22 protein-coding genes are annotated in these 24642 nt (G+C 40.9%); 8 read left to right on the top strand and 14 right to left on the bottom strand.

Annotated elements, in window-relative coordinates:
- Positions 1–43: 43 nt before the first annotated feature.
- Positions 44–427, bottom strand: a complete 384-nt coding sequence (locus ACY8DX_RS04120) for a hypothetical protein (protein WP_049672003.1) — start codon at positions 425–427, stop codon at positions 44–46.
- A 424-nt stretch (positions 428–851) separates the two neighbouring features.
- Between ACY8DX_RS04120 and istA the strand changes: the two genes are divergently transcribed.
- The 3 genes from istA to ACY8DX_RS04105 all read left to right on the top strand — a co-directional run bounded on the left by istA (position 852) and on the right by ACY8DX_RS04105 (position 4739).
- Entirely contained in the window at positions 852–2105 is a 1254-nt protein-coding gene (gene istA, locus ACY8DX_RS04115; RefSeq protein ID WP_049669382.1) for an IS21 family transposase, read from the top strand.
- Positions 2102–2863, top strand: coding sequence for an IS21-like element helper ATPase IstB (gene istB / locus ACY8DX_RS04110; RefSeq protein ID WP_049669381.1), 762 nt, complete (start codon positions 2102–2104; stop codon positions 2861–2863). Before istA ends, istB begins: the two co-directional genes overlap by 4 nt.
- Positions 2864–3287: 424 nt before the next feature.
- On the top strand, positions 3288–4739 hold the full coding sequence (locus ACY8DX_RS04105; protein WP_049669787.1) for an IS1182 family transposase: 1452 nt from the start codon (positions 3288–3290) through the stop codon (positions 4737–4739).
- Positions 4740–4990: 251 nt separating this feature from the next.
- On the opposite strand, the gene ACY8DX_RS04100 is transcribed toward ACY8DX_RS04105, so the two are convergent.
- The 4 genes from ACY8DX_RS04100 to ACY8DX_RS04085 all read right to left on the bottom strand — a co-directional run bounded on the left by ACY8DX_RS04100 (position 4991) and on the right by ACY8DX_RS04085 (position 9669).
- Positions 4991–5752, bottom strand: a complete 762-nt coding sequence (locus ACY8DX_RS04100; RefSeq protein WP_462406236.1) for a GNAT family N-acetyltransferase — start codon at positions 5750–5752, stop codon at positions 4991–4993.
- Positions 5753–5981: 229 nt separating this feature from the next.
- Positions 5982–7745, bottom strand: coding sequence for a group II intron reverse transcriptase/maturase (gene ltrA, locus ACY8DX_RS04095; RefSeq protein WP_225231404.1), 1764 nt, complete (start codon positions 7743–7745; stop codon positions 5982–5984).
- An 829-nt stretch (positions 7746–8574) separates the two neighbouring features.
- Positions 8575–8979 (bottom strand): hypothetical protein, encoded by a 405-nt coding sequence (locus ACY8DX_RS04090; RefSeq protein WP_049672004.1) that lies wholly within the window; start codon positions 8977–8979, stop codon positions 8575–8577.
- Between the two features lie 198 nt (positions 8980–9177).
- A complete protein-coding gene (locus ACY8DX_RS04085; protein ID WP_049672005.1) occupies positions 9178–9669 on the bottom strand; it encodes a DUF5662 family protein in 492 nt (163 codons plus the stop codon).
- A 254-nt stretch (positions 9670–9923) separates the two neighbouring features.
- Here ACY8DX_RS04085 and ACY8DX_RS04080 point away from each other — a divergent pair, with 254 nt between their 5' ends.
- A complete protein-coding gene (locus ACY8DX_RS04080) occupies positions 9924–10397 on the top strand; it encodes a YhfM domain-containing protein (protein ID WP_049672006.1) in 474 nt (157 codons plus the stop codon).
- Positions 10398–10679: 282 nt separating this feature from the next.
- Here ACY8DX_RS04080 and ACY8DX_RS04075 read toward each other — a convergent pair whose 3' ends face one another.
- Together ACY8DX_RS04075 and ACY8DX_RS04070 are read right to left on the bottom strand one after the other, a co-directional pair.
- A complete protein-coding gene (locus ACY8DX_RS04075; protein ID WP_049672007.1) occupies positions 10680–12089 on the bottom strand; it encodes a SpoVR family protein in 1410 nt (469 codons plus the stop codon).
- A 79-nt stretch (positions 12090–12168) separates the two neighbouring features.
- Positions 12169–13158, bottom strand: a complete 990-nt coding sequence (locus tag ACY8DX_RS04070) for a M14 family zinc carboxypeptidase (protein WP_082197181.1) — start codon at positions 13156–13158, stop codon at positions 12169–12171.
- Positions 13159–13248: 90 nt separating this feature from the next.
- Between ACY8DX_RS04070 and ACY8DX_RS04065 the strand changes: the two genes are divergently transcribed.
- Positions 13249–13494, top strand: a complete 246-nt coding sequence (locus tag ACY8DX_RS04065; protein WP_049672008.1) for a YhdB family protein — start codon at positions 13249–13251, stop codon at positions 13492–13494.
- Positions 13495–13605: 111 nt separating this feature from the next.
- On the opposite strand, the gene ACY8DX_RS04060 is transcribed toward ACY8DX_RS04065, so the two are convergent.
- From ACY8DX_RS04060 to ACY8DX_RS04050, 3 genes are all read right to left on the bottom strand, one after another.
- Positions 13606–15333: a phospho-sugar mutase gene (locus tag ACY8DX_RS04060; protein ID WP_439803450.1), complete on the bottom strand. Its 1728-nt coding sequence runs from the start codon at positions 15331–15333 to the stop codon at positions 13606–13608.
- Between the two features lie 117 nt (positions 15334–15450).
- Positions 15451–16992 (bottom strand): carbon-nitrogen hydrolase family protein, encoded by a 1542-nt coding sequence (locus tag ACY8DX_RS04055; RefSeq protein ID WP_049672010.1) that lies wholly within the window; start codon positions 16990–16992, stop codon positions 15451–15453.
- Between the two features lie 334 nt (positions 16993–17326).
- The gene (locus tag ACY8DX_RS04050; protein WP_462406235.1) at positions 17327–19012 is read right to left on the bottom strand and encodes a glycoside hydrolase family 13 protein; all 1686 of its coding nucleotides are present in this window, start codon (positions 19010–19012) and stop codon (positions 17327–17329) included.
- Between the two features lie 201 nt (positions 19013–19213).
- On the opposite strand from ACY8DX_RS04050, the gene ACY8DX_RS04045 reads away from it, so the two are divergent.
- A complete protein-coding gene (locus ACY8DX_RS04045; protein ID WP_049672012.1) occupies positions 19214–19648 on the top strand; it encodes a disulfide oxidoreductase in 435 nt (144 codons plus the stop codon).
- Positions 19645–20109 (top strand): thioredoxin family protein, encoded by a 465-nt coding sequence (locus ACY8DX_RS04040; protein WP_462406234.1) that lies wholly within the window; start codon positions 19645–19647, stop codon positions 20107–20109. The genes ACY8DX_RS04045 and ACY8DX_RS04040 overlap by 4 nt, the downstream gene beginning before the upstream one ends.
- 41 nt (positions 20110–20150) lie before the next feature.
- Here the strand turns inward: ACY8DX_RS04040 and ACY8DX_RS04035 are convergent, their stop codons facing one another.
- Both ACY8DX_RS04035 and ACY8DX_RS04030 read right to left on the bottom strand, forming a co-directional pair.
- Positions 20151–21215 (bottom strand): sulfite oxidase, encoded by a 1065-nt coding sequence (locus tag ACY8DX_RS04035; protein WP_462406233.1) that lies wholly within the window; start codon positions 21213–21215, stop codon positions 20151–20153.
- A gap of 368 nt (positions 21216–21583) precedes the next feature.
- Entirely contained in the window at positions 21584–21976 is a 393-nt protein-coding gene (locus ACY8DX_RS04030) for a DUF5365 family protein (RefSeq protein WP_462406232.1), read from the bottom strand.
- A 108-nt stretch (positions 21977–22084) separates the two neighbouring features.
- Between ACY8DX_RS04030 and ACY8DX_RS04025 the strand changes: the two genes are divergently transcribed.
- Positions 22085–22975: an RluA family pseudouridine synthase gene (locus tag ACY8DX_RS04025; RefSeq protein ID WP_462406231.1), complete on the top strand. Its 891-nt coding sequence runs from the start codon at positions 22085–22087 to the stop codon at positions 22973–22975.
- An 81-nt stretch (positions 22976–23056) separates the two neighbouring features.
- Here ACY8DX_RS04025 and ACY8DX_RS04020 read toward each other — a convergent pair whose 3' ends face one another.
- Positions 23057–23311: a GlsB/YeaQ/YmgE family stress response membrane protein gene (locus ACY8DX_RS04020; RefSeq protein ID WP_049672017.1), complete on the bottom strand. Its 255-nt coding sequence runs from the start codon at positions 23309–23311 to the stop codon at positions 23057–23059.
- A 391-nt stretch (positions 23312–23702) separates the two neighbouring features.
- Entirely contained in the window at positions 23703–24530 is an 828-nt protein-coding gene (locus ACY8DX_RS04015) for an aldo/keto reductase (RefSeq protein ID WP_462406230.1), read from the bottom strand.
- Positions 24531–24642: the final 112 nt, after the last annotated feature.

The raw sequence follows: 24642 nt of genomic DNA, 5'->3' as shown, positions 1-24642 counted from the left end.
CACACATAGACCGCCAGAGCAGTCTATGTGCATGATTCGACCATTACCTAGATAATTTGATAGTACCTGAGTCAGTAGCGACTTTACTTCCCGTTACTCTCAAAAAATCGTTCCAAGTCTTTGAAGTAGTGCTTGATGAGATAGAATAACTGGAAGTATTGGTAGTTCGGTAACTTGAATACCGGTCATCAATAGCGGCATATTTTCCATCGTTGTAATATACATGGTAAGAGGAGCCAGTACCGCCACCCCAACTCAATGTCTTAGTGACAGATGTAGAACTGCCAGTTCGTGAAACATTTTTTGGTGAAATGCTAGCCTCAACTGGCACTGCCGCTTCTGCCTTTGATGCCCCACCAAGATCTCCCACTCCGAACCCTAACAACATGCTACTTGCTACAACTCCCAAAGCCAACTTCTTAATCATCCTCAAACATCCAAAATTGTTATTATATTACAATTAGAAGGTAACACAGATGAATTATCCTTGTATATATAAAATTGCAAATTTTCTGTAAATAAGTATATAAGTCACATCAAAAATAAGGTCAAATCTATCAAAAGGTAATAATAATTCCATAAAAATCACGAAAAGTTATCTTTCGGAAACTGTGAATGCGTTAAAAAAATCTAGGAAAATAGAGAAAGAAGCAATCGATATTGCCATAAAACGGTTCGGTGGGGAAAAGAAATACGCTCTGTTTGCTGTATTTAGATGCTTTTTGAACATCGGAAATGAACGAACAATTGTACATGTCACTGCCGGAGTTAAAATACTCAATAACACCGATTTAAAATTCCTCACTAATCACGGATAATCGACGTATCACTACAAAAGAGAGGGATCGTCGATGTTGAAAATGGGGGATTTTATAATGATTCGAGAACTTTATCAAAAAGGATGGACATTATCAGCTATTTCAGAGGAAACAGGATTCGACCGAAAAACCATTCGAAAATATATTCATTCTGAAGAAACACCTTCTTCAAAATCGAGAATGAAACGGAAAAGCAAGTTAGATCCCTATAAGGCGTATCTCTTACAAAGAATTCAGGAAGGAACCACAAATTGCGTGGTCTTGCTTGAAGAAATTACAGCAATGGGGTATGAGGGGAAGAGTACAATTTTACGAGATTTTGTGCAGCCCTTCCGGGCACAACCAAAGAAACAGGCCACTAGGCGATTTGAGACACCTCCTGGGAAGCAAGCTCAAATGGATTGGGCGGAAGTCGGTGAAGTAGTGATGGATGGTCATCCACAAAAGGTTTATGCCTTTCTCATGATTCTGGGGTATTCCAGGATGAAGTATATTGAGTTTACGACAGATATGAAGCTCGAAACATTGATGAAATGTCACATGAATGCCTTCTCCTATTTTAACGGCATTCCGAATCAGATTCTCTATGATAATATGAAAACCGTCGTGACAAAGCACAGTCCAACAGAGATTCGTTTTAATCGTACGTTTGAAGATTTTTTAGCCTACTATGGGGTCGTCCCGAAAGCTTGTAAACCCTACCGCCCACAGACGAAAGGAAAAGTAGAAAGAACGGTGGATTACCTAAAGAAAAATTTCTTTCAACGAAAACATGAACCTACGCTGGAAGCATGGAATCATGACATACAGATATGGTTGGACAAAACAGCTAATAAAAAGAAAAATGAAACGACACAAGAACCGCCGGTTCAGCGTTGGCAAACGGAACAGCCACAGCTTCAAGCCTGGGGAATAAAGCCGTTATTCCCAACAAGCCATTGGGAAGTGCGGGAGGTAAGCAGAGATTGCTTTGTCTCTTACTTAGGAAAGAAATACTCTGTCCCTTTTCGGTATGCCGGTCAGAAAGTTAAGTTGAAAGTGACATTGGACAAACAGTTGGAAATATACGATGCACAAGACCGCATTGCCCAACATCCCATTATGACAGGAAAAGCACATATGCATATTCAGTTGGAGCACTATGAGAAGTCAGAAGAACAACAAAAAGAGCAGAAACAACAGAACTCCCCTGGTTTGCCGACCCCGGATTTCTGTCCTTCTACTCCACAGGTGGAAGCTCGATCTCTAGCCACCTACGCCGCACTCGAGGGGAATGAATCAGAATGAAATCCAGCCTTGAAGAACGACTCATCCAGTTGGGCTGGCATGACACAGCCAGTCAATTGGATGATCTGGTAGAGAATGCTTCTACCCATAATGTATCATATTTTGATTTTCTGCACACGGTTGTTTTACAGGAATGGGAACGTCGAGAATCAGCTAAATTAGAAAATCGAATCAAGCGCGCCAAACTTCCTTATACCAAAACCATTCATGACTTTGATTTTACGTTTCAGCCAAGCATCAATGAGCAACGTGTAAAGGAAACCCTTACCTGCCGGTTTATTGCCAATGGAGAGAATCGTCTTCTTTTAGGGCCACCTGGTGTAGGGAAAACCCATCTCGCCCTCTCTTTTGCCTTAGAAGCTCTGGCAAAGGGACATACCGCCTTGTTTTTGACGGCTGACCAAATGGTGGCAGAATGCCGTAAGGCAGAAACAAAAGGAAGCATTCCTAAATTGGCACAAAAATGGAGCCGTCCAGATTTATTGATTATTGATGAGGTGGGATACTTTCCTTTTGACGAGTTGACGGCAAATGTCTTTTTTCAAGTGGTATCCAAGCGATATGAACATGGAGCGATGATTTTGACCTCGAACAAATCATATATAGAATGGGGCAAAGTGTTTGGGGATGATGTCTTAGCGACTGCCATCTTAGATCGACTCCTTCATCATGCGGTTACCTTCAATATCAAAGGAGATTCGTATCGTTTGAAGGAAAAGAAAAAGGCTGGGATTTATCCAGCAGCGTTATCGAAGTAACGGCATCAGTGGGGAATTTTATTCCGGTGATAGTGGGGAAAACTAAAACGGTATTGACAGTACAACCAGAAATTGTTTACAACATATGAGATATCGTTGAAAACGAGACAAAAGTAACGCAAAAAAAACAGACAAACATAATACTCCTATGGTAGTGACGATAGCTTATTAGAGGTTGGATTTATTTATAACTGTAACATTGTACTTCGTTCGTTGTTTTTCGGACTTACCTGCTTCGGAGTCCTTTTCTTCATCTGGCTAACAATAAACATTTATTAAGTTTAACAAAAGAAGCACCTGAGTGAATTCGAGGGCACTGAAAAAGTCCTTAAATCTTACTAAAGCCCCTGTTCCTTCAATCTATGGAAGGAACAGGGGCTTTTTTGTCGAATTCTTACCTTATCACAAAAAAGTGGGTGTAACGATGATTCAACGTCAACTGTCTATGAACTTAAGTCCTTATTCGGCTCTTTACGATTTAATAGTTCCTAACGATAATATTCTTCGAAGAATCAATGAGCTTATTGATTTTTCCTTCGTATATGATGAACTGAAAGACCATTATTGTCATGACAATGGACGGAATGCCGTTCACCCCATCCGAATGTTTAAGTATCTATTGCTAAAAGCCATTTATGACTTATCAGATGTGGACATCGTGGAACGCTCACGGTACGATATGTCGTTCAAATATTTTTTAGACCTGTCTCCTGAGGATGATGTCATAGATCCTAGTTCTTTAACGAAATTCCGTAAGCTCCGTTTAAAAGATCTTAATCTTTTGGACTTGCTTATCAATAAAACGGTCGAAATCGCCATTGAAAAGGAAATCATTAAAAGCCATTCTATCATCGTTGATTCCACCCATTCCAAGGCTAGATATAACCAAAAGACGCCTAAAGAGCTGTTGGCAGAGAAATCAAAGCTGCTTCGAAAAGCCGTTTATCAAGTGGATGAACAGATAAAAAATCAACTGCCAGCCAAGTCCAAGACAGAGGTCTTAGAGGATGAGGTGAGCTATAGCCAAAAGCTTATCGAGGTGATTGAAAAGAATGAAGTCCTACAAGAGTATCCTAAAGTCAAGGAAAAAATAAATGTACTGAAGGAAACCATTGAGGATATAAATGACCAGCTCCAATTATCCAAGGATCCAGACGCACGAGTTGGGCATAAATCAGCTGACTCTTCCTTTTTCGGTTACAAAACACATCTTGCCATGAGCGAAGAACGTATTATTACGGCCGCCGTTATTACAACTGGCGAAAAGAACGATGGAAAGCAATTGAAATCGCTTATTGAGAAGAGTCAAAAAGCCGGCATGGACATTCAAACCGTCATTGGTGATGCCGCCTATTCTGAAAAGGGAAATATCGAGTATGCGAATAAAAGTGAAATGATGCTTGTGGCTAAGTTAAATCCAGCGGTAACGCAAGGGACGCGTAAAAGCGAAGATGTTTTTGATTTTAATAAAGACGCTGGAATGTATGTCTGTAAAGCTGGTCATATGGCCATACGAAAGGCTCGGCAAGGAAAAAAAGGGGGCAGCAAAAATCAAGTTGATACCTATTATTTTGATGTGGAAAAATGTAAAGTCTGTCCTTTTAGAGACGGGTGCTATAAGGAAGGAGCCAAAACCAAGAGTTATTCCGTAAGCATCAAATCAAATGTACACACGGAACAGATACAATTCCAAGAAAGTGAGTATTTTAAAGAGAAATCGAAAGAACGGTATAAAATTGAGGCAAAGAATAGTGAATTAAAACACAGACACGGGTATGATGTAGCCAATTCCTCGGGTCTGATTGGTATGCAATTACAAGGGGCTATGGCTATTTTCGCCGTAAATGTGAAACGGATATTGACCCTATTGAACTAAAAGGGATGGAATATATCCCTTAAAAATAATAAAAGACGGCTCAAAAATTCATATTCTGAACTTGAGCCGTCTTTTTTATGTTTGTCGACTTAACTTATGAAAAAAACGAAGTTTTTCAGTGCCCTCAGTGAATTCAGATGCTTTTTTATGTTTTTCACACATCGAAATTATACAATCACCAATAAAAGAGAACATTCTTCTTTGACTAAACTGCCCCGATAGTTTAAGAAAATTCCTTCACATACTAATCTTTACATAAGATCTTTTAAGCGTTTAATTACTGAATGAACTGTCAATCTGTGAAATGAAATAAGTCTACCCCTAAAAATGACTGAAAATATACCATAAGGGGTTGGAGATAGCTCCATTAATTCTTCTCTGCCTTTGAAATCAATTATCTTAACATCAATACCTAATTTATTTGCACCCTCGATTATATTTTCTGTCGCAACTTCTACATAAGGACATTGAAACGAACGTAGTATAGTAAGTTCGCTAAATTTTTTAACTCTTTCATCCCAATTAGTAGGAAAAAAAGGTAGTGATGTACTATCTTCAAATTGATAAACGAGTAACTCAAAATTATAAGGTGCTGTATCTACCAATTTAAAGTGTTTCTTTAAAAAGATATCCTTGCTTGGTGTCCAAGAGGTTTCAGAATTTGTTACCACTACTACGCCTTGCTTAGAGCGTCTTTTTGCATCTTCAAGACAATTGTTAATTAGTTTAGTTCCATACCCTTTTCCAGTTTCACTTACCCAAAGACAATGGATTACCAAATAATTATCAGCGTGAACTACTCTTGAGGAACACTCTGCGTCAGTAAATTCAATAAAACCTACTTGTTTATTGTTATCAAATAATTGAATATACTTTAAGCCTTCCTCAAATCTTTCGTTTAGCCACTTATTTTTGTTAATGTATCCAAGCGAGTTTTTTTTACTTCTGAGACAATAACTCCCTATTCCTTCAAGGATTTTGGTATCTAGTTCAACAATTTGGATATCCGTCAAAAAACCTCCCTCCTCTTTATATATAACTACTATAACTACTTCTATTCGTTGTATTATTTTCCCTTTATTGGTTACTTCTTATAGAGCTATCCGTAGCAATAGGTAAGCGTTTGAAGTTATCTCCGGCTTTTCCCCTGCTCCACACGGAACGTGCCAGTTTCCAAGCATTCCGCGTTCCATCTGGCGATGGTTTTGATTATAAGTTTCAAGTTACTCTTATTGATTTGGATTATATGATAGGTTCTAACTCGCACTTTTCCCGATATTTATTGATTTTCTCTAATATCGGTGGCGTGATATCCAAACTTTTTATGAGTATATTCATCTTAGTTGTATCTGTCATATGGATTAGTTTGTGTACCTCTTTGTAGAGAATGCGTAAGTTATTGAACTTGTCATTTCCGCCGAGATGTACTGGCACGTAGTGATGACAGTGTACATCCCGTGCTTGTAGAAATTGTCCTGTAATTTCACATTTTCCTTGTTTCATACTATATCGACTGATTCGATTGTCCATATATTCGACACTTCGTGTCGGGATATTTGACTCCATTAGCAAGGCAATTTCTTGCTTGATATTCTTATGCAAATTCTTATGAATTAGCGCTCGGCCTTCAACTGTGAATAGTGTCAGACTTTGTGTGAAACAAATAGTGTTCTTTGTCTGAACATTCGCAAGAGGGAAGAGATGAATACCAGCAATTTCAAATGTCTTGAACCTCAAACTGTATAACTTCTTATAGGTTGGCGGCGGATTCGCTGGATGGGCGTATTTCCCGACTGGTTTAAGACGATTGTACATAGATGCACCTATATCATAAGCAAGACGTGAGAAGGCTAAGTTGACATGTGTAGCTCGATTAAAGTAATTATGCAGCCCTAAGACAAAGCTATTAAATCGCAAAGCATTTTGAGTCGTTGGTGAGGCTCGAAGTGCCTCAATTCGTTTCCTCGCTTCATCTTTTATTTTCTGTATCTTTTCGGCTTTCACAAAAGTATGGGCCACACGTTTTTCACCTTTGCGAATGGCACGTATCGTAAATCCAAGAAAGGCTGATTCATGTTTCCGCAGATTAATTACTTTTGATTTTTCCGGTGAAATGTCAAGTTTTAAACGCTCTTTCAGAAAAAGCTTAACGGCATGATACCATTTTTCGGCTGTCTTCCAGTCCCGACATAAGATTTTAAAGTCGTCGGCATAGCGAACTATATAACCTTCTTTTAACTTTGTGTGAATCTTTGCATAGCGTTCACCTTCGCGTGTCGTATATGGCTTATCAAGAGGGAAGAGTTCCCACTGATTCGCTATCCATTGATCTAATTCATTCAAAACCACATTAGATAATAACGGGGATAGTAGTCCACCTTGCGGTGAACCCTTTTCCGGAATGCCTTCACCATCAACTTCAGCTTTTAACATTTTTGAAATGCAAGCTAAAACTTTTCTATCATAAATACCTAAATTCCACAGCTGTTTAATGAGCAATGTATGATTGATATTGTCAAAGAAGCCTTTGATATCAACATCAACAACATAGTGAAGTTTAGAATGGTTAACAAGGAATTGAACTCTTGCCATCGCATGATGTGTAGACCGTAAAGGTCTAAAACCGTAACTATGATTATAAAAGTGCGCTTCCGTAATTGGCTCCAATACTTGCTTGAAACACTGTTGAATGATTCTATCGAGGATACATGGAATGCCTAGAGGTCGCATTTTACCATTATCTTTTTCAATTAATTTTCGTCTGACTTTCTTCGGGCGATAATTCTTGAGCTGTTTTTGTATCTTTTCTACTAAATCATTTTCTGTTAGTCTCTCTATGTCGATGATGGTTTTTCCATCTGTACCGGGGGTCTTAGACCCCTTATTTGACTTGATAGTCCGATAAGCTAATAAAATGTTATTCCTCGACGTGATGACGTCATATAAGTGATGGAATGTTTCTTTATTTTTAGCTCGGTGGTACAAGTCAGTAAAAGTGTCGGTCATATCATAGTAATCCCAGTATCGTAGAGCTTGCACTGTGGCATCATTCCTTTGTGAGGTGATGTTCCCACGTTCTTACCCGACCGGTGCAATGCACAATTGAAAAATAATCGTTGCCAATCACTAGACTTGGGGCTGTTCCTCTACCTCCGTTACAGAAGCTTCATCAGTCGTACCCCTACCCTCATAAGGACAAGTGCATTTCGTTCAATTACTTATAGCAACCGTTTTGGGTGACAGCCCTCGAATCAACGTTCCTTACTTTCCAAGTCCCTTATAACTTAGCTATCTATCTAAACGTAGGTGCTTCCTGTAAGCCTGTGAGCTGGATACCGCCATTGTTCGATATAACGTGTTTCAGAGGGGCAATTTTTACTCCACATCACTCACACCACCGTAAGGGTGGTACAATAGTTTCCTATTGTTCGAAACTCTAGACCTGTACATTCGGAAGTTCGTCCGTTCTTTGTGTAAGAAAATTCTCACCTTATTTAGTTTTTCAGCCATCCGGCATATCCATTGGCATACCTTTATCCTGAAAGGAATGGCTTTAGCCTTTGTTCTGCCGACTTCACCTGAGCTTCATACCCCATAATCTGTCCATTATGACGCATGCAGGAGTATCAATGGGATAGTTTCAAAATACATGGTTTTATCATTCCTATCCTCGGTTATAAAGTTAGAATTTCTGTGGAAATTCCTCGTCTTTCGCACCGGAGTGCTTATAACAAAACTTGTCGCGCTGCCCCTTTTCTTCCATAAGGAGTTCAACAGAAAAGGGCATTAATCTTCTTGGACCAATGTCCCTTATAGTTGAAGAAGCGTGACTCAACTAATTAATAGATTCTTCCGTTTCCCTTACAATTACCCATTTATTTTTAATAAATCCCCAATTTTCTATGGTAAATAGTCTTGCTAATATAACCTCGTTTTTCGCAATTATCTGTTCATAAAATACCACTGCATTTTCATTATTTCTAAGACGAATAACTCTATTTTCAAACTTCTTTTCAGCCTCTAAAAAATGCATAACTGATTGCTTCATTCCAGTGACTGCTTCTTCTTTATCAAACATAATTGGTTTGTCATTTATACTTTTAAAAAATGCAACATAATAATCTTCAGTCATTCTATCTAATAAAGATGTGTCGCCTGAAATCATTGCTTCATTCCAATCAGCGATAAATTCATCGTGAACTTTAGTAAATTCATTTAATAATTTTTTTACTTCAGCCACTTTAAAAACCTCTCTTTCAATTATGTTTGTTTATTACACTCTACAACTCCCAAATTATTCCTTCTTCCGCCATCCTGCCCCTTTTGTACCAAAACGAGCTCAACATAAAAGTGCGTTAATTCTTCCTGGGAATTATGCACTCTTAATCGAACAATTAATTAATACACACTCCACCTGTTTAAGTACATTTTTCCAAAATCATGTTACCTTCTTTGATAATAAGGAAGTTTCCTTAGAGTCACCCTTCCTTCTGTTATTCAAAATGTATTCTAGCTCTTTCTTCGTGTCAGGATGCAGTATTATCCTATCAGTCAGGTTTAAAGTTGCTGGTTTTACCCTCCTGCCCCAATTTCTTGAAAAAGAACGCCAGTCACAAACCATTTCAAGTAAATACTTTTTTGGCATTGGTAAAGCTAGTTTCTTGTTCGGATCAACAACCCAATATTCCCAATGATGTTTGTTTTTGTGTTGATGATTCAGCCATGCGTATCTCCATCTTAATTCATCGTCTTCACTTAGTTGTTTACTTGAGAAAAATTTCTTTGCATACGGAGAAAATTCTTTTGGGGATAGTTTTGATAAATCGTGGGTAATTCCTTGGAGGTATAAACCCTCTTTCCAGCATTCAACAAGAACATTAATTTTATGGTTCAGTATGTATAAAATATTCTTCCAGTATCCCCTCAACATCTAAATTCCCCCTTAATCCAATGTAATATCAATCGGAGTAATCATAAAATCCTTCTAAAGCTAAACTGCCCGCTTGTTCACGAAGACACTCCCAATCCAATTGTACAGTAAAACGGATAGCAGCTTCCCTTTTTATTCAAAAGCAACAATCTTTACAAACAGCCTTTTAAAAAGAGGCCATTCATTTCTCAATAAACTTAACAATATAATTAATAAAACCATTAACCTCCTCTTCATAGAAAGGACGATGTACGATGAAAACTGGTTTATTGGCCATCATTTTAGGCTCGTTGTTCTCGATGGGCTTAGAAGGGTGCTTAGCCCAAAAGGACCTGATGAAAGAACGAACACTGGAGGGAATCATCGTTTCAAAGCCAGGAGATTTTACTGAGTTTGGTAATCCGAATGAGTTTGAGCCGATCGATTTATCAACGCTCGAGGCCTTTCAAGGGGTCATCGACCGAGCCGAGAAAATGGAAGGCACGGTTGAATTAGGCGATCCTGAATATGAAGTAAAAATCGAAGACAACCGTGGACGAAACCAAACTATCATGCTTTGGGTGGGAGAAGAAGGCGAAAAAAGCGCCTTGGCGGTCAAAGGGAACTCCTCCGTCATCTACACAGTCAGTGAAGAGGATACGGCCATCCTTCACCAATTGTTCGTTTCCCTCTTCGATACGACATATGAGACTTCCAATCGGCCTTTATGGAGTATCCAGAGGTTGTAGAAGACGCGCTCGAAGAATTACGGCTTGAAACCGAGGAAAAAGGATTACTGCTCTTTGAAGATTTTTCTCTTAGCCCTTACCGCATCTTCTATCTTCATCATTTATCCATTGGATCGGAGTGAGGTTTTATGCTATTTCTTTTCAAGTAGAAAGTAACTTATGTATCAAAAACAATACACTGGCAATTGAAAAGACCATCAAATAACCGTAGGGTTTTGATGGTCTCTTCAAGCATTTTCCTTATTTAAATCTAATTAATCAACAGTATTTATGACTTTTCACTCATAAATACTTCCGATTCACATTCTTCCCATCATAGCTGAACACAATCTCCTTGCCCTCCAACACCGTCTCAATATGAACCGTCCGCCCCCATAAATAATGAAGATGCGGCAATACCTTCTCCAAATACTTCACATCCAGCTCAATATCCTCAAACCAATGCTTCAAGTACAGCTCGCCGTTCTTGAGGTAATCCCCGTCATTAACCGTAATATACGGGAAGCCGCCGTTAACACGCATGCTGACGAGCTGGTCGCGCACAGATTTCCAGTCCTTATCGACGATCTTGTAATCGCGGCCTTTCTTCTGGAAGAGATACATATCCTCGCGCATGACCAGGTCCTTCGTGAGGTAATTGCGGAGGAAGGAAATATCTGATTCAATTTCGCGGACTTCAAACATTTTCTCGCGGCCAGAGTTTGGCTTGACGCCGCGCTTCTTCATTTCTTCTGTCGGGTTATTGTACCGCTCCTCGATGTCCTCAAAAATTTTGATGCCGAGGTAATACGGGTTGATTCCTGTCTTTGACGGCTGCACGACTCCTGCATTAAGCTTTGCGAATTCGATGGATTCCCCGCTCGTGAGATCAAGCTCGCGGAGGATGCGCTGATGCCAATAGCTTGCCCAGCCTTCGTTCATAATCTTTGTCTCCAGCTGCGGCCAGAAATAGAGCATTTCCTCACGCATCATCGTCAGGATATCACGCTGCCAATTTTCGAGTGTGCGGCTGTATTGTTCAATGAACAAAAGGATATCCTTTTCAGGTCTTGGCGGGAATTTCTTTGTCTTTTTCTTCTTCTCTGGCTTCTTGTTCGTATCCATGCTCCATAGATCATCATAGGGCGTGACAATATGAGGCGATTCATCCTCTGTATCCTCTTCATCCATCGTCCAGCTCAGCTTTGGCCGTAATAAGGATGGATCTATATGCTCTTCAATAGAGAGTACGGAGTCGAGGAATTTTTCCACTTCAAGCTTGCCGTATTCAATTTCATATTGCCTGACCCTTTCTGCAGTTGCGGCCATGCTTTCGACCATATCCCGTTTCGTGTTTGTGAAACGGATATTATTCTTAAAGAAATCGCAATGCGCCAACACGTGGGCAACAATCAGTTTATTTTGAATCAAGGAATTGCTGTCGAGCAGGAAGGCATAGCACGGGTTCGAGTTAATGACTAGTTCATATATTTTGCTTAAACCGACATCATAATGCAGCTTCATCTTGAAAAATTGTTTACCAAAGCTCCAATGGGAATATCGAGTCGGCATGCCGTAGGCACCAAAGGTATAAATGATTTCAGGTGGACAAATTTCATAGCGCATCGGATAAAAGTCGAGTCCAAATCCTTGCGCAATCTCGGTTATCTCTTTGATGGCATACTCTAAATTCTTGTGTTCATCTGCTATCATTTTCGTTACACCTCCACTATAAGTCCTTATATCAATGTATGAGGAAGTAGCCCGAAAATGACGCAAGCCTTCGTTATTTCTACCGCAAACGAAGTGCTTCCTTAAGGAGAATCCAGCCGATATCACGGTTTGCCTTCCACTCTGCTTCAAACTCCCGCAAAGGGACCTCCGTATTTTCTCGTTCAGTCCCGATTTCAATTGTCATCGCTGGGATTTTATATTCTTCAATTAGCCAATCCGTAAATCCAGACCCTACAGCATGTTTATCCGGCTTAGAGAGTCGATAGCCCGTTCTTTCCGCAACAATCTTGGCAATTCGGTAATCCCGGTCCTTCTGCAAGCCGTGCGTTCGATAATGCCAGAAGATTTCCTGACCTGTACTGTGATAGGCTGCGGAGATGGCCGGCCGAATTATTTTCGTAAATTCGGCAAGTGCCTCTGTTTCTGGCTCACTTAAAGGTGATTTCCCTTTATAGAATTGATAAGAGGGGCGCTGGATTCCCGTATTGATTTCCATCCACCCAGCCGGATATTGGCGGTTTAAATCCACTCCCCTTCCATTGGCCTTCCACTTGGTAAATGAAAAAGAAAGGTGATTCATTTTCCACAAACCTATTCGTTCCTTCCATGGAATGTCTGTGAAATCCCCTTGCTGGATTGCCACCCCGTCCGGATTGACCATTGGTACAATCCAGATGGTCCCTGCATCCAGTAACGGCGCCTCATTACTATCAGCGGCATAAAGAGCTGCCATCTTCATCAACAGCATTGAGGTCATCCATTCCCTCGCATGATGGGCACCGCTTAGCAGGATAACCTTCTTGCCTGTTCCGATTCTTACGGCATACAGCTCACGGCCATAGACAGATTTGCCAATCGAGCATAAAAAGATTTTATCCGGATATCGACTCTGAAGTAACACCAAGTCATGCTCCAAATCATTATATGTATAAGGAGAATCTGCCAAAGCGATTGTCGATTCCCCAAGCAGAAAATACATGAACAAGCTAAGCAACAAGACCATTGGCAGTATGGCGCTTCTATACCTTCCGTACGTCAAGTTTCTCATTTAACAAACCGCCCAACTTTTACAGGGTGATAAAAAAGACCCTTTGAACAAACTATTGTTAACTCCTCGACATGAAGGAGAGTGATTACATTGAACAAGGTTGATTACGACCGGGCACTGTACTATACACACCGCTCAGAATGGGATAATCTCCTCATTCTGATGGTGCGGACACATGACCACTTTTTGTCCAAGAAAATTGAACATTTCTTGCATGCCTATCACTTTTCGAAGGATTATCGCTCCATCGAAAAGACGCTGACTGACCTTTTGCAATATATTGACCACGCCACCTTCCTTCCTTATGAGGAAGAGTGGGCAAATCAAACATTCTAGTTATCGTTATTTTTTTCTGTGGTGGGAAAATTATACGGCTAAATGCGAACAATGCGAACAAGGCAAAAAGGAGAGTTGGCAGTAGCCAACTCTCCTTTGCATTACATAGGATTAGATTTGTTCAACCTTTTCCATCATTTCATTCATGAATTGTTGAAGTTTTTGTTCACTTGCTTGTTTGCTGTCATCCTTTACGGCAAAGTAGAACTTGATTTTAGGCTCTGTACCGGATGGACGCAAGCAAACCCATGATTCATCCTCAAAGAAATATTTGATGACATTGGACTTTGGAAGATGGATTTCAGATGTATTGCCTGTGGCGATTTCTGTTCTTACACTCTCTTTGTAATCCTCCACAGCTGTTACTTTTACACCGGACAGTGATGCAAGCGGAGTGCTTCGGAATTGGGAAAGTATGTGCTGAATCTTCTCAGCGCCTTCTTTTCCTTTCAGTGTTAAGGAACGCATGCCTTCTAAATAGTAACCATGTTTCTCATATAGATCTTGAAGGGCTTCATAAACGGTCTTGCCTTGGCGTTTGTAGTGTGCACAAATCTCAACGGCCATTACGGCAGCTTGGACAGCATCTTTATCGCGTGCAAAATCTTTAATTAAGGAGCCGTAGCTTTCCTCATATCCGAAGAGGAAGGCATATTCGCCGGATTCCTCGTATTGCTTAATTTTCTCCCCGATAAATTTGAAGCCGGTTAAAACATCCTCCGTCTTCATGCCATAGCTGGAGGCGATTTTACGGCCAAATTCAGATGTAACGATGGTTTTGAAGACAATCCCATTAGATGGAAGCTCGCCTTTTTCTTTCTTTTGGGAAAGAATATAGTCAAGGAATAATGCACCTGTCTGGTTTCCAGTCAATACGGTGTATTCACCGCTCTCATCTTTAACCGCCACACCAACACGGTCTGCATCCGGGTCTGTTCCCACAAGAATATCCGCATTTGTTTCCTTACCTTTTTGAATGGCAAGCTTAAATGCTGCATGTTCTTCAGGGTTTGGAGAAGATACAGTAGAGAATTCAGGGTCTGGAAGCTCCTGCTCCTTAACAACCGCTACATTCTCATAGCCGAGGTCAGCAAGGGCGCGGCGTACAGATAAATTCGCTGTACCATGAAGCGGGGTGAAGACCACATGCACATCAACTTCCTTAGACAAATTAGGCTGTTCAGAAATGGTTAATACCTTCTCATTGTAGGCATCATCCACTTCTGGTCCGATGATTTTAATCAACCCTTTATCCTGCAGGGATTTCTCGTCTTCTACCTTAATGGCTAATTCATTTTCAATCGCATTAACCAGCTCGATTAAATGGTCAGCATCAAGCGGTGGAAGCTGACCGCCATCTTCATTGTATACTTTGTAACCATTGTATTCAGGAGGATTATGACTCGCTGTAATGACAATTCCGCCGGCTGCTTTTAGATGGCGAACGGCAAAGGATAGCTCCGGAGTCGGGCGAAGGCTGTCAAATACAAATGCTTGAATGCCATTCGTCGCTAATGTCTTTGCAGCTTCCATTGCGAACTCAGGAGATTTGTGTCTAGAATCATACGCGATAACGACACCGCGTTTCTTTGCTTCCTCACCATGCTCTCCGATATAGGAGGCAAAGCCTTGAGTCGCCTTACGGATTGTGTAAATGTTCATGCGGTTTGTACCGACGCCGATTTCTCCGCGCATACCGCCTGTGCCGAATTCCAGGTTCTTATAGAAAGCATCCTCAAGAGCTTTCTCATCATCTGCAAGAGCCGTCAATTTCTCTTGCAATTCTTTATCTAAATCCAGATAATCATTCCATTTTTTATAGGTTGCTTTCCAATCCATTTTGGTAACTCCTCCCAAATAAGACAACTTGTAATATACCTTAATATTACTAAAAATTACGCACAAAATGAATATTATTTAGAAATATCAATTATTTAAAAATATGGCAATTTTACATCATCTTTTATACTTGACTTCATACAAATCCTTCCGTCTGTCCTTCAGCTGACGAACTGTCCCGGAAAGACGCTGCCTTCTTAAGATTTCCAAATCGACATCGCCAATTAAGACCATTTCAATATTGGCATTCGTCTCCCCGACTACACCATCTCGGGCAAATTCAAAATCAGACGGGGCAAATATGCCTGATTGTGCATATTGAATATCCATATTCTCCGTCTGCGGGAGATTGCCTACCGTACCAGAAATGACTGTGTAAACTTGATTCTCTACCGCTCTCGCCTGCGCACAGTATTTAACGCGTAAAAACCCTTGCCGGTCCTCGGTACAAAACGGAGTAAAGATGATATTTGCTCCCTTATCTGTCGCAATCCGGGCAAGCTCTGGGAATTCTATGTCATAGCATATGAGCATGGAGATCTTCCCGCAGTCTGTATCAAATACATTCACTTCATCACCGGCGCTGATTCCCCACCACTTGCGTTCATTTGGTGTAATATGAAGCTTGTACTGCTTCTCAATTGTTCCATCTCTTCTGAATAGATAAGCGATATTATAGATATTTTCATCCTTTTCCTTCACAAAGTGAGAACCGCCGATAATATTGATGTTATAGCGTACTGCAAGTGTTGTGAACAGCTCGATATACGGCTCTGTAAAGTCTGTCACCTTACGTACTGCCTGGCTTGGTGATTTCTCATCCAAAAAGGACATCAGCTGTGTGGTCATGATTTCTGGAAAGACGGCAAAATCAGATTCCGCATCAGCTGCTACATCCACAAAGTATTCCACCTGACTGGCAAAATCCTCAAAGGATGTAATTTTCCTCATCATATATTGCACGACACAGATACGCACCGGAAGGGCAGTCTTATAGAACCTTTTTGTTTGAGGATGGTAATCGACATTGTTCCATTCCATTAATGTCGCATACTTCTGGGAGGCCAGGTCATCCTCTAAGTAATTGGGATTAATACGCATTAAAGTAAATTCATTTAACAGCTGAAATGATAAAACGGGGTCATAAATTTTATGTAAACGCACTTGCTCCACATATTCTCTTGGACTCATTTCGCTTGAATATTTATGATAATTCGGAATGCGACCGCCGATAATGATGCTCTTTAAGTTCAGTCTCCGGGCAAGCTCCTTCCTTTCCTCATATAAGCGATAGCCGACCTTCATCTTGCGGTATTTTGGGTGAACCATTACTTCGATTCCATATAAATTGTATCCATCCGGATTATGATTGGTGATATATCCGTCATCTGTAATATCGGACCAAGTATGACGGTCATCATATTCATCGAAATTGATAATCAAGCTTGAACAGGAGCCAATAATCTCACCATTCAGCTCCGCACAGAATTGTCCCTCTGGGAAAATCTCCAAATGGCTTTCTAAATGCTCTCTCTTCCAAGGCTCCATCCCCGGAAAACATATCGCTTGCAGTTTAATGATTGCATCAATATCCTTCCGCTGTGTCTGCCTGATCTCTAGCCTATGCTCAAATTTCGTTAAATCCAGCTCTTCAGTCATGAACCTTCACTCCTTCTTCTACCTTAACCAATGCCTCTTTTTATTCCCATACATTTTCCCTTTTCAGATTTTCTGTAAACCAGGTGGTATAAGTATTGCTCGGTTTATTCCATTTAGCTGAGAGGATTTCCTCCTCCTGCCTTGTATGATGGAATAAATCGCCCTTAAATAACGACTCCTCAGATACTCTATTTTGATTTTACAGGCTATCCAGAGCTCCTCCGAGTCTTTCTCTAGTCAAGCTGCTCCCCAGCTAAAAAAGCAGCCAATGCATCCATTCCTCCATCAAAAAAGCGAAGCATACGCATTTTTAGCGTCTACTTCGCTTCCTTCTTTATTTCCTAAAATGATAGACAATCGACTCCCAGGGGCGCAGGTTTGTCTCGCCATCGGCTGATCGTGACTCTATATCCTCATAGTTGCCAATTAATCGTTCACCCTTAAGTCCCCTTAAGCTTCCCGGCCATTCCACAGTCAGCTCATCTGCAGTGAAGTTATTTAGCACTAGCAGGGTTTCATTCTCATAATGCCTCAAATAGGCAAATAGAGATGTACTATCCTCGTGGATCAATTCAAAGCTTCCCTCTACCATGATAGGAAGGCGCTTGCGCATCGCAATCAATTCCTTGTAATAATAGAAAATGGAATTCTTATCTTCCATCGCTTGCTTCGCATTAATCTCATGGTAATTCGGGTTTACCCCAATCCATGGGGTTCCATCGGTAAATCCGGCATTTTCAGTTTCATCCCACTGCATAGGGGTGCGGGCGTTATCACGGCTCTTCGCATGAATCCCCTTCATTAATTCGACTTGGTCAAAGCCTTTGGCTATCCGTTCATTGTACATATTGATTGTTTCAATATCTCGATAATCTTCTATAGAAGGGAATTGGACGTTTGTCATCCCAATTTCTTCACCCTGATAAATATATGGTGTACCCTGCATGAAATGAAGGCAGGTAGCAAGCATTTTCGCAGATTCAACCCTGTACTTCCCATCATCTCCAAAACGGGAAACGACCCTTGGCTGGTCATGGTTATCCCAATACAGGCTATTCCATCCGCGTCCATGGAGGTCCGTTTGCCATTTAGCAAGAATTTTCTTTAAGCGTACCAAATCAAGCGGCGCTACATCCCATTTTCCAAGAGGACCTGAATCGACATCCATATGTTCAAATTGGAATATCATATTAAGCTCCTTGCGTTCAGGGTTTGTATAGAGAACACCATGCTCCGGAGTTACACCGCCTGTCTCTCCTACTGTCATGATGTCATAGCGAGAGAGAACCTGCTCATTCATCTCTTGAAGGAATTCATGTACTCTCGGACCATTCATATAATACTGTGCACCAGAGGCATATTCGGATCCTGGCTCCACGTTTCCATCCGGCAGACCTGGAACCTTGGAGATCATATTGATGACATCCATCCGGAATCCGTCTACTCCTTTATCAAGCCAGAATTTCATTAACTCATAAACTTCAGAACGGACTTTTTCATTCTCCCAGTTTAAATCGGGCTGCTTTTTGGAGAATAGGTGCAGATAATAATCACCAGTAGGTTCATTGTACTCCCATACAGAGCCGCTGAAGAAGGACTCCCAGTTATTCGGCTCCCTCCCATTCTTTCCATCACGCCATACATAATAATCACGGTACGGATTATCCTTTGATTTCCGTGCCTCCACAAACCATGGATGTTCATCAGAGCTATGGTTAACCACAAGGTCCATCACGAGCCTGATGCCGCGTTTATGCATTTCATCAAGCATCCGCTCCCAATCCTCCATCGTCCCAAACTCGTCCATGATTGCACGATAATCACTAATATCATATCCATTATCATCATTAGGAGACTGGTAGACCGGTGAAAGCCATACAACCTCCACCCCTAATGCTGTTAAGTAATCTAATTTTGCGGTAATCCCAGGAATGTCTCCAATGCCGTCTCCATTTGAATCCATGAAACTTCTCGGATAAATTTGATAAACAACTGCATCTTTCCACCATTGCTTTTCCAATTGCCTGCTCCTTTCTATATAAAAGATAGCCTATGCCTCCCAAGCATATGAAGCGCTTACAAAAAAACCTTCTGCTTTGAATCTCACAAACGATTCATACCAATCTCTCATGTTGTTCAGCATTTTATGTAAGAGTGTTTCTTTTTACAATACTATGATATCATACTATAATTTGAGAAAGAGACTAGAAGGCGGTATTAGATGAAAAAATTAATCAATCGTGAAAACGCGTTATTCCTCGCCTTTGCTGCAGGATTAATCGCAACGTTGGGAAGCTTATATTTTTCAGAAATTAAAGGATATGAGCCATGCACACTGTGTTGGTATCAACGGATTTTAATGTATCCGTTCACGATTATCCTCGCCATTGCCATCATCAAGAAGGATTATGAAATTGCGCTTTATACGAGTGTACTGTCATTCATCGGCGCATGTATATCCACCTACCATGTATTAATTCAAAAGGTTCCATATTTCACCGAAAAAGCAGCATCATGCGGGCGGATTCCTTGTACAGGCGACTATATTAACTGGTTTGGTTTTGTGACCATCCCTGTACTCGCACTCACAGCCTTTCTCATTATCTTTATCTGCAGTATCTATGTTTTGAAAACAAATAAAGGGGAGTCTAAATGAAAAAAGTATTCATCTTCTCTGCTGTAGTCATTTTAATTTTCGCTGTCATTGCCATCCTAACGAACCAGCAGAAGGCAGAAAAAACAGCTGGCAATCCGTATGGCACCGACAATCTCAAATCATCCACCGTTGACCTGCTCGATGATGAGAACTATCAAAATATCATCACTCCAGATGAGTTAGACCAGAAATTAGAAGAAGAGGGATCAGCCATTGTTTACTTCTTCAGTCCCGAATGTATCCATTGCATGAATACGACACCAGTCCTCATGCCTGTAGCAGATGAAATGGACGAGCAAGTAGACCAATATAATCTGCTTGAATACCAGAATGGCTGGAATGAATTTAACATCCAATCGACACCAACACTTGTGAAATTTGAAAACGGCAAGGAGACAAGCCGAATCGTCGGTGAGCATTCAAAAGAAGAATTTGAGGAATGGTTCCAGGCTAATAAATAATCTAAAAACAAAGAGGCAGGGAATCCCTGCCTCTTTTCACGTTACTGTACTTCCACCTTCACGTGGTCTATTGCATTATACCCATAACCCTTTCGATTCCAAAATGCCTTCCGTTCTTGGCTTCTGCCTCTGGAATCTGCTGCCTTTGATAGAATCGAATATTCCCCCTTACCTGGAGGAATCCATTCATATTGCCAGGAGACCCATTCATATGGCAAACCAGTTGAATGAATTCGGGCTTCATTCCAGCTCTGCCCATCATTCACACTAATTTGAACGCTCGTAATCATTCCCTCTCCCGTCCAGGCTATCCCCCTGATGGTCACCCTTCCACTGCTCAGTATCTCCATATCAAGCGGACTTTGGATTGTGGAATTGATATTCTGTACTGTCACAGGATAAGAGCCCTCATCTGTGTCCTTGCTGGGATAATACATATAATCATTCGCTTGAAATGGGCCTTTGAATGCCGTTTCTATTACGCTGATTTGACGAATCCATTTGACTGAGGCCATCGCATACCACCCTGGCACAATCAGCCTTAATGGATATCCATGCTTATAAGAAAGCGGCTGGCCATTGTATTCATAAGCAATCAGCGTATCTGGATGGATAGCCTTAGCCAAGGGTAAGCTCCGAGCATATGGATAATCCTTCTCCGAATCCTTGCGGAAACCGTGGTCATATCCTTTCACCACAACTTCTGATGCCTGGCTGCTGATTCCTGCCTGTTCAAGAATATAAACTAAGGGCACTCCCCTCCAATATCCTTGACTAATGGCTCCCTTTCCCCACTGCTCTCCATAGGTTTTCGGTTCAAACAGCCCTCTTTTATTGCCTGCACACTCAAGGGTGACTTTTAACGTCTTGGCAGGAAAACGATATAAATCAGGTAAAGATATGCTCCATGGTCGCTTGACTAGACCTCCGACAAGAAGACGGTAATTAGCCTGATTCAATGCTGGGTATGTAAAGTGGTTTCGCCGGAAGAACTGATAGTTATTCATTGTATCTCCCCGCAGGAATTCAAGGGGTGTCTCCTGATTCTCCGGTAATAATCCTCTAGTCGTCAATGATGGCTTAACGGTAAATTTTCTCTCAGGCATACCTTCCTCCAGCTTGTCATGATTACTATAGATATATGTGCAATCCCCTTCTTTTAGACATAGACTGCCTCTCCAAGAATTTAATTAAATACATGTTGGCAGCCTTCGTTTATTCATTTAAAAGTCAGTGGTCTGTCCTCTCCAATAATTGAACGAAAAAAGAATTGTGAAATGTATTTCGAAACTGAGGATAAGAATCGTTCGAAATAAAACTTGAAGAATGGGCATAAAAAGGAATTAAGCCTTAGTATTCATGGATTAAGGCATTTCACCTTATGCCTTAATAGTGTTAGTATAAATGTATTGCCAGCGGCCAAATAAAGAAATCCGCCTCCCAAACGATAGAAGCGGACTCAATGCAAGGTCTATTAAATTAAATACGTATTGGCAGCCTTTGTCGGGTGATCGGGTAAGTCTAAATCTCGTTCATTCCCAAAAAACTGCTCATGATTGAATGGGAAAAACACCCCAAGTTCGTTCAGTATCCGTGAATTACGGTTGAATAACTCAACCGCTTTATCGGTTGTCTGATGTCCCTCTAGAATAATCAGGATTGTTTGCAGGCAAGCCATTATCTCAAAGGCACCCTTTAATGTGCCTGCATGGGAATTGGCACCCGGCAAGGCTAAAACGCTGTTCTTCTTAAATACTTCAATATCGGCATCAGAGAAAAAACAAGGGAATACTTCCTTATACAATCTGTTAACGGCATGACGCATTTCTTCTTCCTGCAATTGGAATGAACCTTGTACAATTTTCATGATGCATCAACCTTTCTATGGTGCAGGCGAACCAGCCCCTCACCTTTAAGATACCATAGATTAACAGAAGACTAATAATGATAAAGCTTGCGAAAATGAGGGAAACTTATGCTCGAAATAAATAAAACTGACAAATTTGCTAATATTGCTATACCCGATAAATGGAACGGCAGAACCATTGAAAATCTGTTGAAGGAAGAGCTTCATGTGCCGAAAAAAATGCTCCATCAATGGCGTATGAACAAGAGCCTATATTATAAGGAAGAAACTCATCCTTGGAGTGTAAAAACAACAGCTGGAGAGACTCTCTCCATCCCGATTTATGAAGAGGAGGAAAATCCTATCCCGCCTTTTGACCTCCCCCTCTCCATCCTTTATGAGGATGAGGATATTCTCGTCATCAACAAGCCAGCAGGCCTTAATACTCACCCGGTTAATGAGAAAGATACAAAAACACTCCTAAATGCTGTATCTCATTATTTCTTGGTCAAAGGCATCCAAACAAAGCCTCGGCATATTCATCGCTTGGATAAGGATACATCAGGGGCTATTCTTTTTGCTAAGCACGCCTATGCAGGCGCTCTTCTGGATGCAGCATTGGCAGAAGGCCTTATTAAGCGGACATATGCGGCACTCGTTTGCGGAATCGTCCAAAAAGAAGCTGGGACAGTGGACGCACCTATCGGCCGGGATCGCCATCATGCAGGGAAAATGCGCGTCTCCCCTTCCGGCAAACAAGCTGTTACCCATTATAAGGTAATAAAACGAATGAAGCAGGAACACCTGACACTCATTTCTTGCCGCTTGGAAACTGGACGCACCCATCAAATACGTGTTCATATGAGCCATATTGGACATCCTCTTGCTGGTGATGTGCTCTATGGAGGAAGAAAATACGCCCATATGAACGGCCAGGCCCTTCATGCGTACAGGCTTAATTTCCTGCAGCCATTAACAAGGCAGAAGCTTCAGGTAGAAAGTCCGTTTCCTTGGTCATAGCCATACAATAAAAAGCGCTCAAGGAATTTCTCCCTCGAGCGCTTCAAGCATTTCCGATAAGAACCTTTATTCATGTATTTGTTAAGCTGTTTTGCTAACAGCTTTCATAATCATGCTGACGATGAAAATCAAGATAATCGCACCGATTAACGCTGGGATAATCGCATAGCCTGCAAGAGTTGGTCCCATTTCACCAAAGATTGCTGTACCCAACCAAGAACCAACGACACCCGCGATGATATTACCGATGATGCCTCCTGGTACGTCACGACCAATGATCAAGCTTGCTACCCAACCTAATAATCCACCTACGATTAATGATATAATAAATTCCATGTTTATTTCCTCCTTAAATTTTTATCAATTTGGCCTTTTAAGCCATGACCTAAATATTTCCTGTTTCAAGGAAAGTCTTTCTAGAACTCATCATTAGAGTTTGCCGACCGGCTTATTTATATCCCTAAATTTGAGTGACTTGATTTTAACTTTATTATTCCTTTGATGTGATCATTCAATTCCATGAATCAGGTTCTATCGAGTATTCAATAACGGCGCCGTTTGTACTCTATAAATTCCCGAGATTACCGCCCTTAAACATTTATGCCAAAGATTTCATTTTTAATTTTGTAAGTAGATTAGACGGTTGAAGGGAAGGGTATAGAGGATATTTTTGATGTGAAAGATACCGTTAAATCATAAAAAAAGAGGGAATGACTCCCTCTCTTCCTTAAAACTTAAAATGATCTGGATGCTGACCAAATCGTTCATTCATATTTAATTGATTCAACACCTTCATGTCTTCCGGACTCAACGTAAAATCAAAAACATCCGCATTCTCAACGATTCGTTCTGGGGTTACCGACTTAGGAATAACGACCAGTTCGTTTTGCAAATGCCATCTAATAATAATCTGAGCAGGAGTCTTCCCATGCTTCTTAGCCAAATACTCAATGGTCGGCTCCTTAAGCAAGTGGCCTCGGCCAAGCGGCGACCATGATTCTATTTGTATATTCTTCTCTTGGCAATAGTCTCTGAGCTCTACTTGTGTCAAACGAGGATGAAGCTCCACTTGATTCACCGCAGGTACGAGCGAGCTGTTCTCTAAAAGCTTGTCCAAATGATGGATTTGGAAATTACTTACTCCAGCTGCCTTGATGAGGCCTTCCTCATATAATTTCTCAAACGCTTTCCAAGTATCAAGGAAACGATCTCCAACCGGCCAGTGAATTAAATATAAATCTAAATATTCGACATCAAGCTCCTTTAGTGTTTTCTTGAATGCATTCAAGGTGGATTCATAGCCCTGATCTGTATTCCATACCTTTGAGGTGATGAAGATATCCTCTCTATTAAGACCTGAAAGCTTGATTCCTTCTCCAACACCTGATTCATTTTGGTAGAAGGATGCGGTATCAATCAGTCTGTATCCAGCTTTAAGGGCTGTTTCCACTGCTGTTGTTACTTCTGTTCCATTTTCTGCTTTGTACACACCTAATCCGAATTGGGGCATTTTAACTCCATTATTCAATCGTACACTTGTCTCAATCGTCTTCATATTTCCCACCTCTTTTGAATATTTATGTAATTTAAGCCAACAGGAGACTTCCACCCTCCTATCCTATATACTATAAGTAATGTGTCTAGATTGCATATATCTGAACTTATGA

Source organism: Gracilibacillus sp. Marseille-QA3620 (assembly GCF_054950035.1).
Note: the sequence above shows the minus strand (reverse complement) of the source record. Positions and strands in the feature narration are given on the sequence as shown.

Coding starts and splice junctions, on each gene's coding strand:
- ACY8DX_RS04060 (WP_439803450.1), bottom strand. CDS start 15,333: ATGGATTGGAAAGCAACCTATAAAAAATGGAATGATTATCTGGATTTA.
- istA (WP_049669382.1), top strand. CDS start 852: ATGTTGAAAATGGGGGATTTTATAATGATTCGAGAACTTTATCAAAAA.
- ACY8DX_RS04015 (WP_462406230.1), bottom strand. CDS start 24,530: ATGAAGACGATTGAGACAAGTGTACGATTGAATAATGGAGTTAAAATG.
- ACY8DX_RS04105 (WP_049669787.1), top strand. CDS start 3,288: ATGATTCAACGTCAACTGTCTATGAACTTAAGTCCTTATTCGGCTCTT.
- istB (WP_049669381.1), top strand. CDS start 2,102: ATGAAATCCAGCCTTGAAGAACGACTCATCCAGTTGGGCTGGCATGAC.
- ACY8DX_RS04035 (WP_462406233.1), bottom strand. CDS start 21,215: ATGCCTGAGAGAAAATTTACCGTTAAGCCATCATTGACGACTAGAGGA.
- ACY8DX_RS04080 (WP_049672006.1), top strand. CDS start 9,924: ATGAAAACTGGTTTATTGGCCATCATTTTAGGCTCGTTGTTCTCGATG.
- ACY8DX_RS04025 (WP_462406231.1), top strand. CDS start 22,085: ATGCTCGAAATAAATAAAACTGACAAATTTGCTAATATTGCTATACCC.
- ACY8DX_RS04075 (WP_049672007.1), bottom strand. CDS start 12,089: ATGATAGCAGATGAACACAAGAATTTAGAGTATGCCATCAAAGAGATA.
- ACY8DX_RS04070 (WP_082197181.1), bottom strand. CDS start 13,158: ATGAGAAACTTGACGTACGGAAGGTATAGAAGCGCCATACTGCCAATG.
- ACY8DX_RS04045 (WP_049672012.1), top strand. CDS start 19,214: ATGAAAAAATTAATCAATCGTGAAAACGCGTTATTCCTCGCCTTTGCT.
- ACY8DX_RS04020 (WP_049672017.1), bottom strand. CDS start 23,311: ATGGAATTTATTATATCATTAATCGTAGGTGGATTATTAGGTTGGGTA.
- ACY8DX_RS04030 (WP_462406232.1), bottom strand. CDS start 21,976: ATGAAAATTGTACAAGGTTCATTCCAATTGCAGGAAGAAGAAATGCGT.
- ACY8DX_RS04120 (WP_049672003.1), bottom strand. CDS start 427: ATGATTAAGAAGTTGGCTTTGGGAGTTGTAGCAAGTAGCATGTTGTTA.
- ACY8DX_RS04055 (WP_049672010.1), bottom strand. CDS start 16,992: ATGACTGAAGAGCTGGATTTAACGAAATTTGAGCATAGGCTAGAGATC.
- ltrA (WP_225231404.1), bottom strand. CDS start 7,745: ATGACCGACACTTTTACTGACTTGTACCACCGAGCTAAAAATAAAGAA.
- ACY8DX_RS04085 (WP_049672005.1), bottom strand. CDS start 9,669: ATGTTGAGGGGATACTGGAAGAATATTTTATACATACTGAACCATAAA.
- ACY8DX_RS04040 (WP_462406234.1), top strand. CDS start 19,645: ATGAAAAAAGTATTCATCTTCTCTGCTGTAGTCATTTTAATTTTCGCT.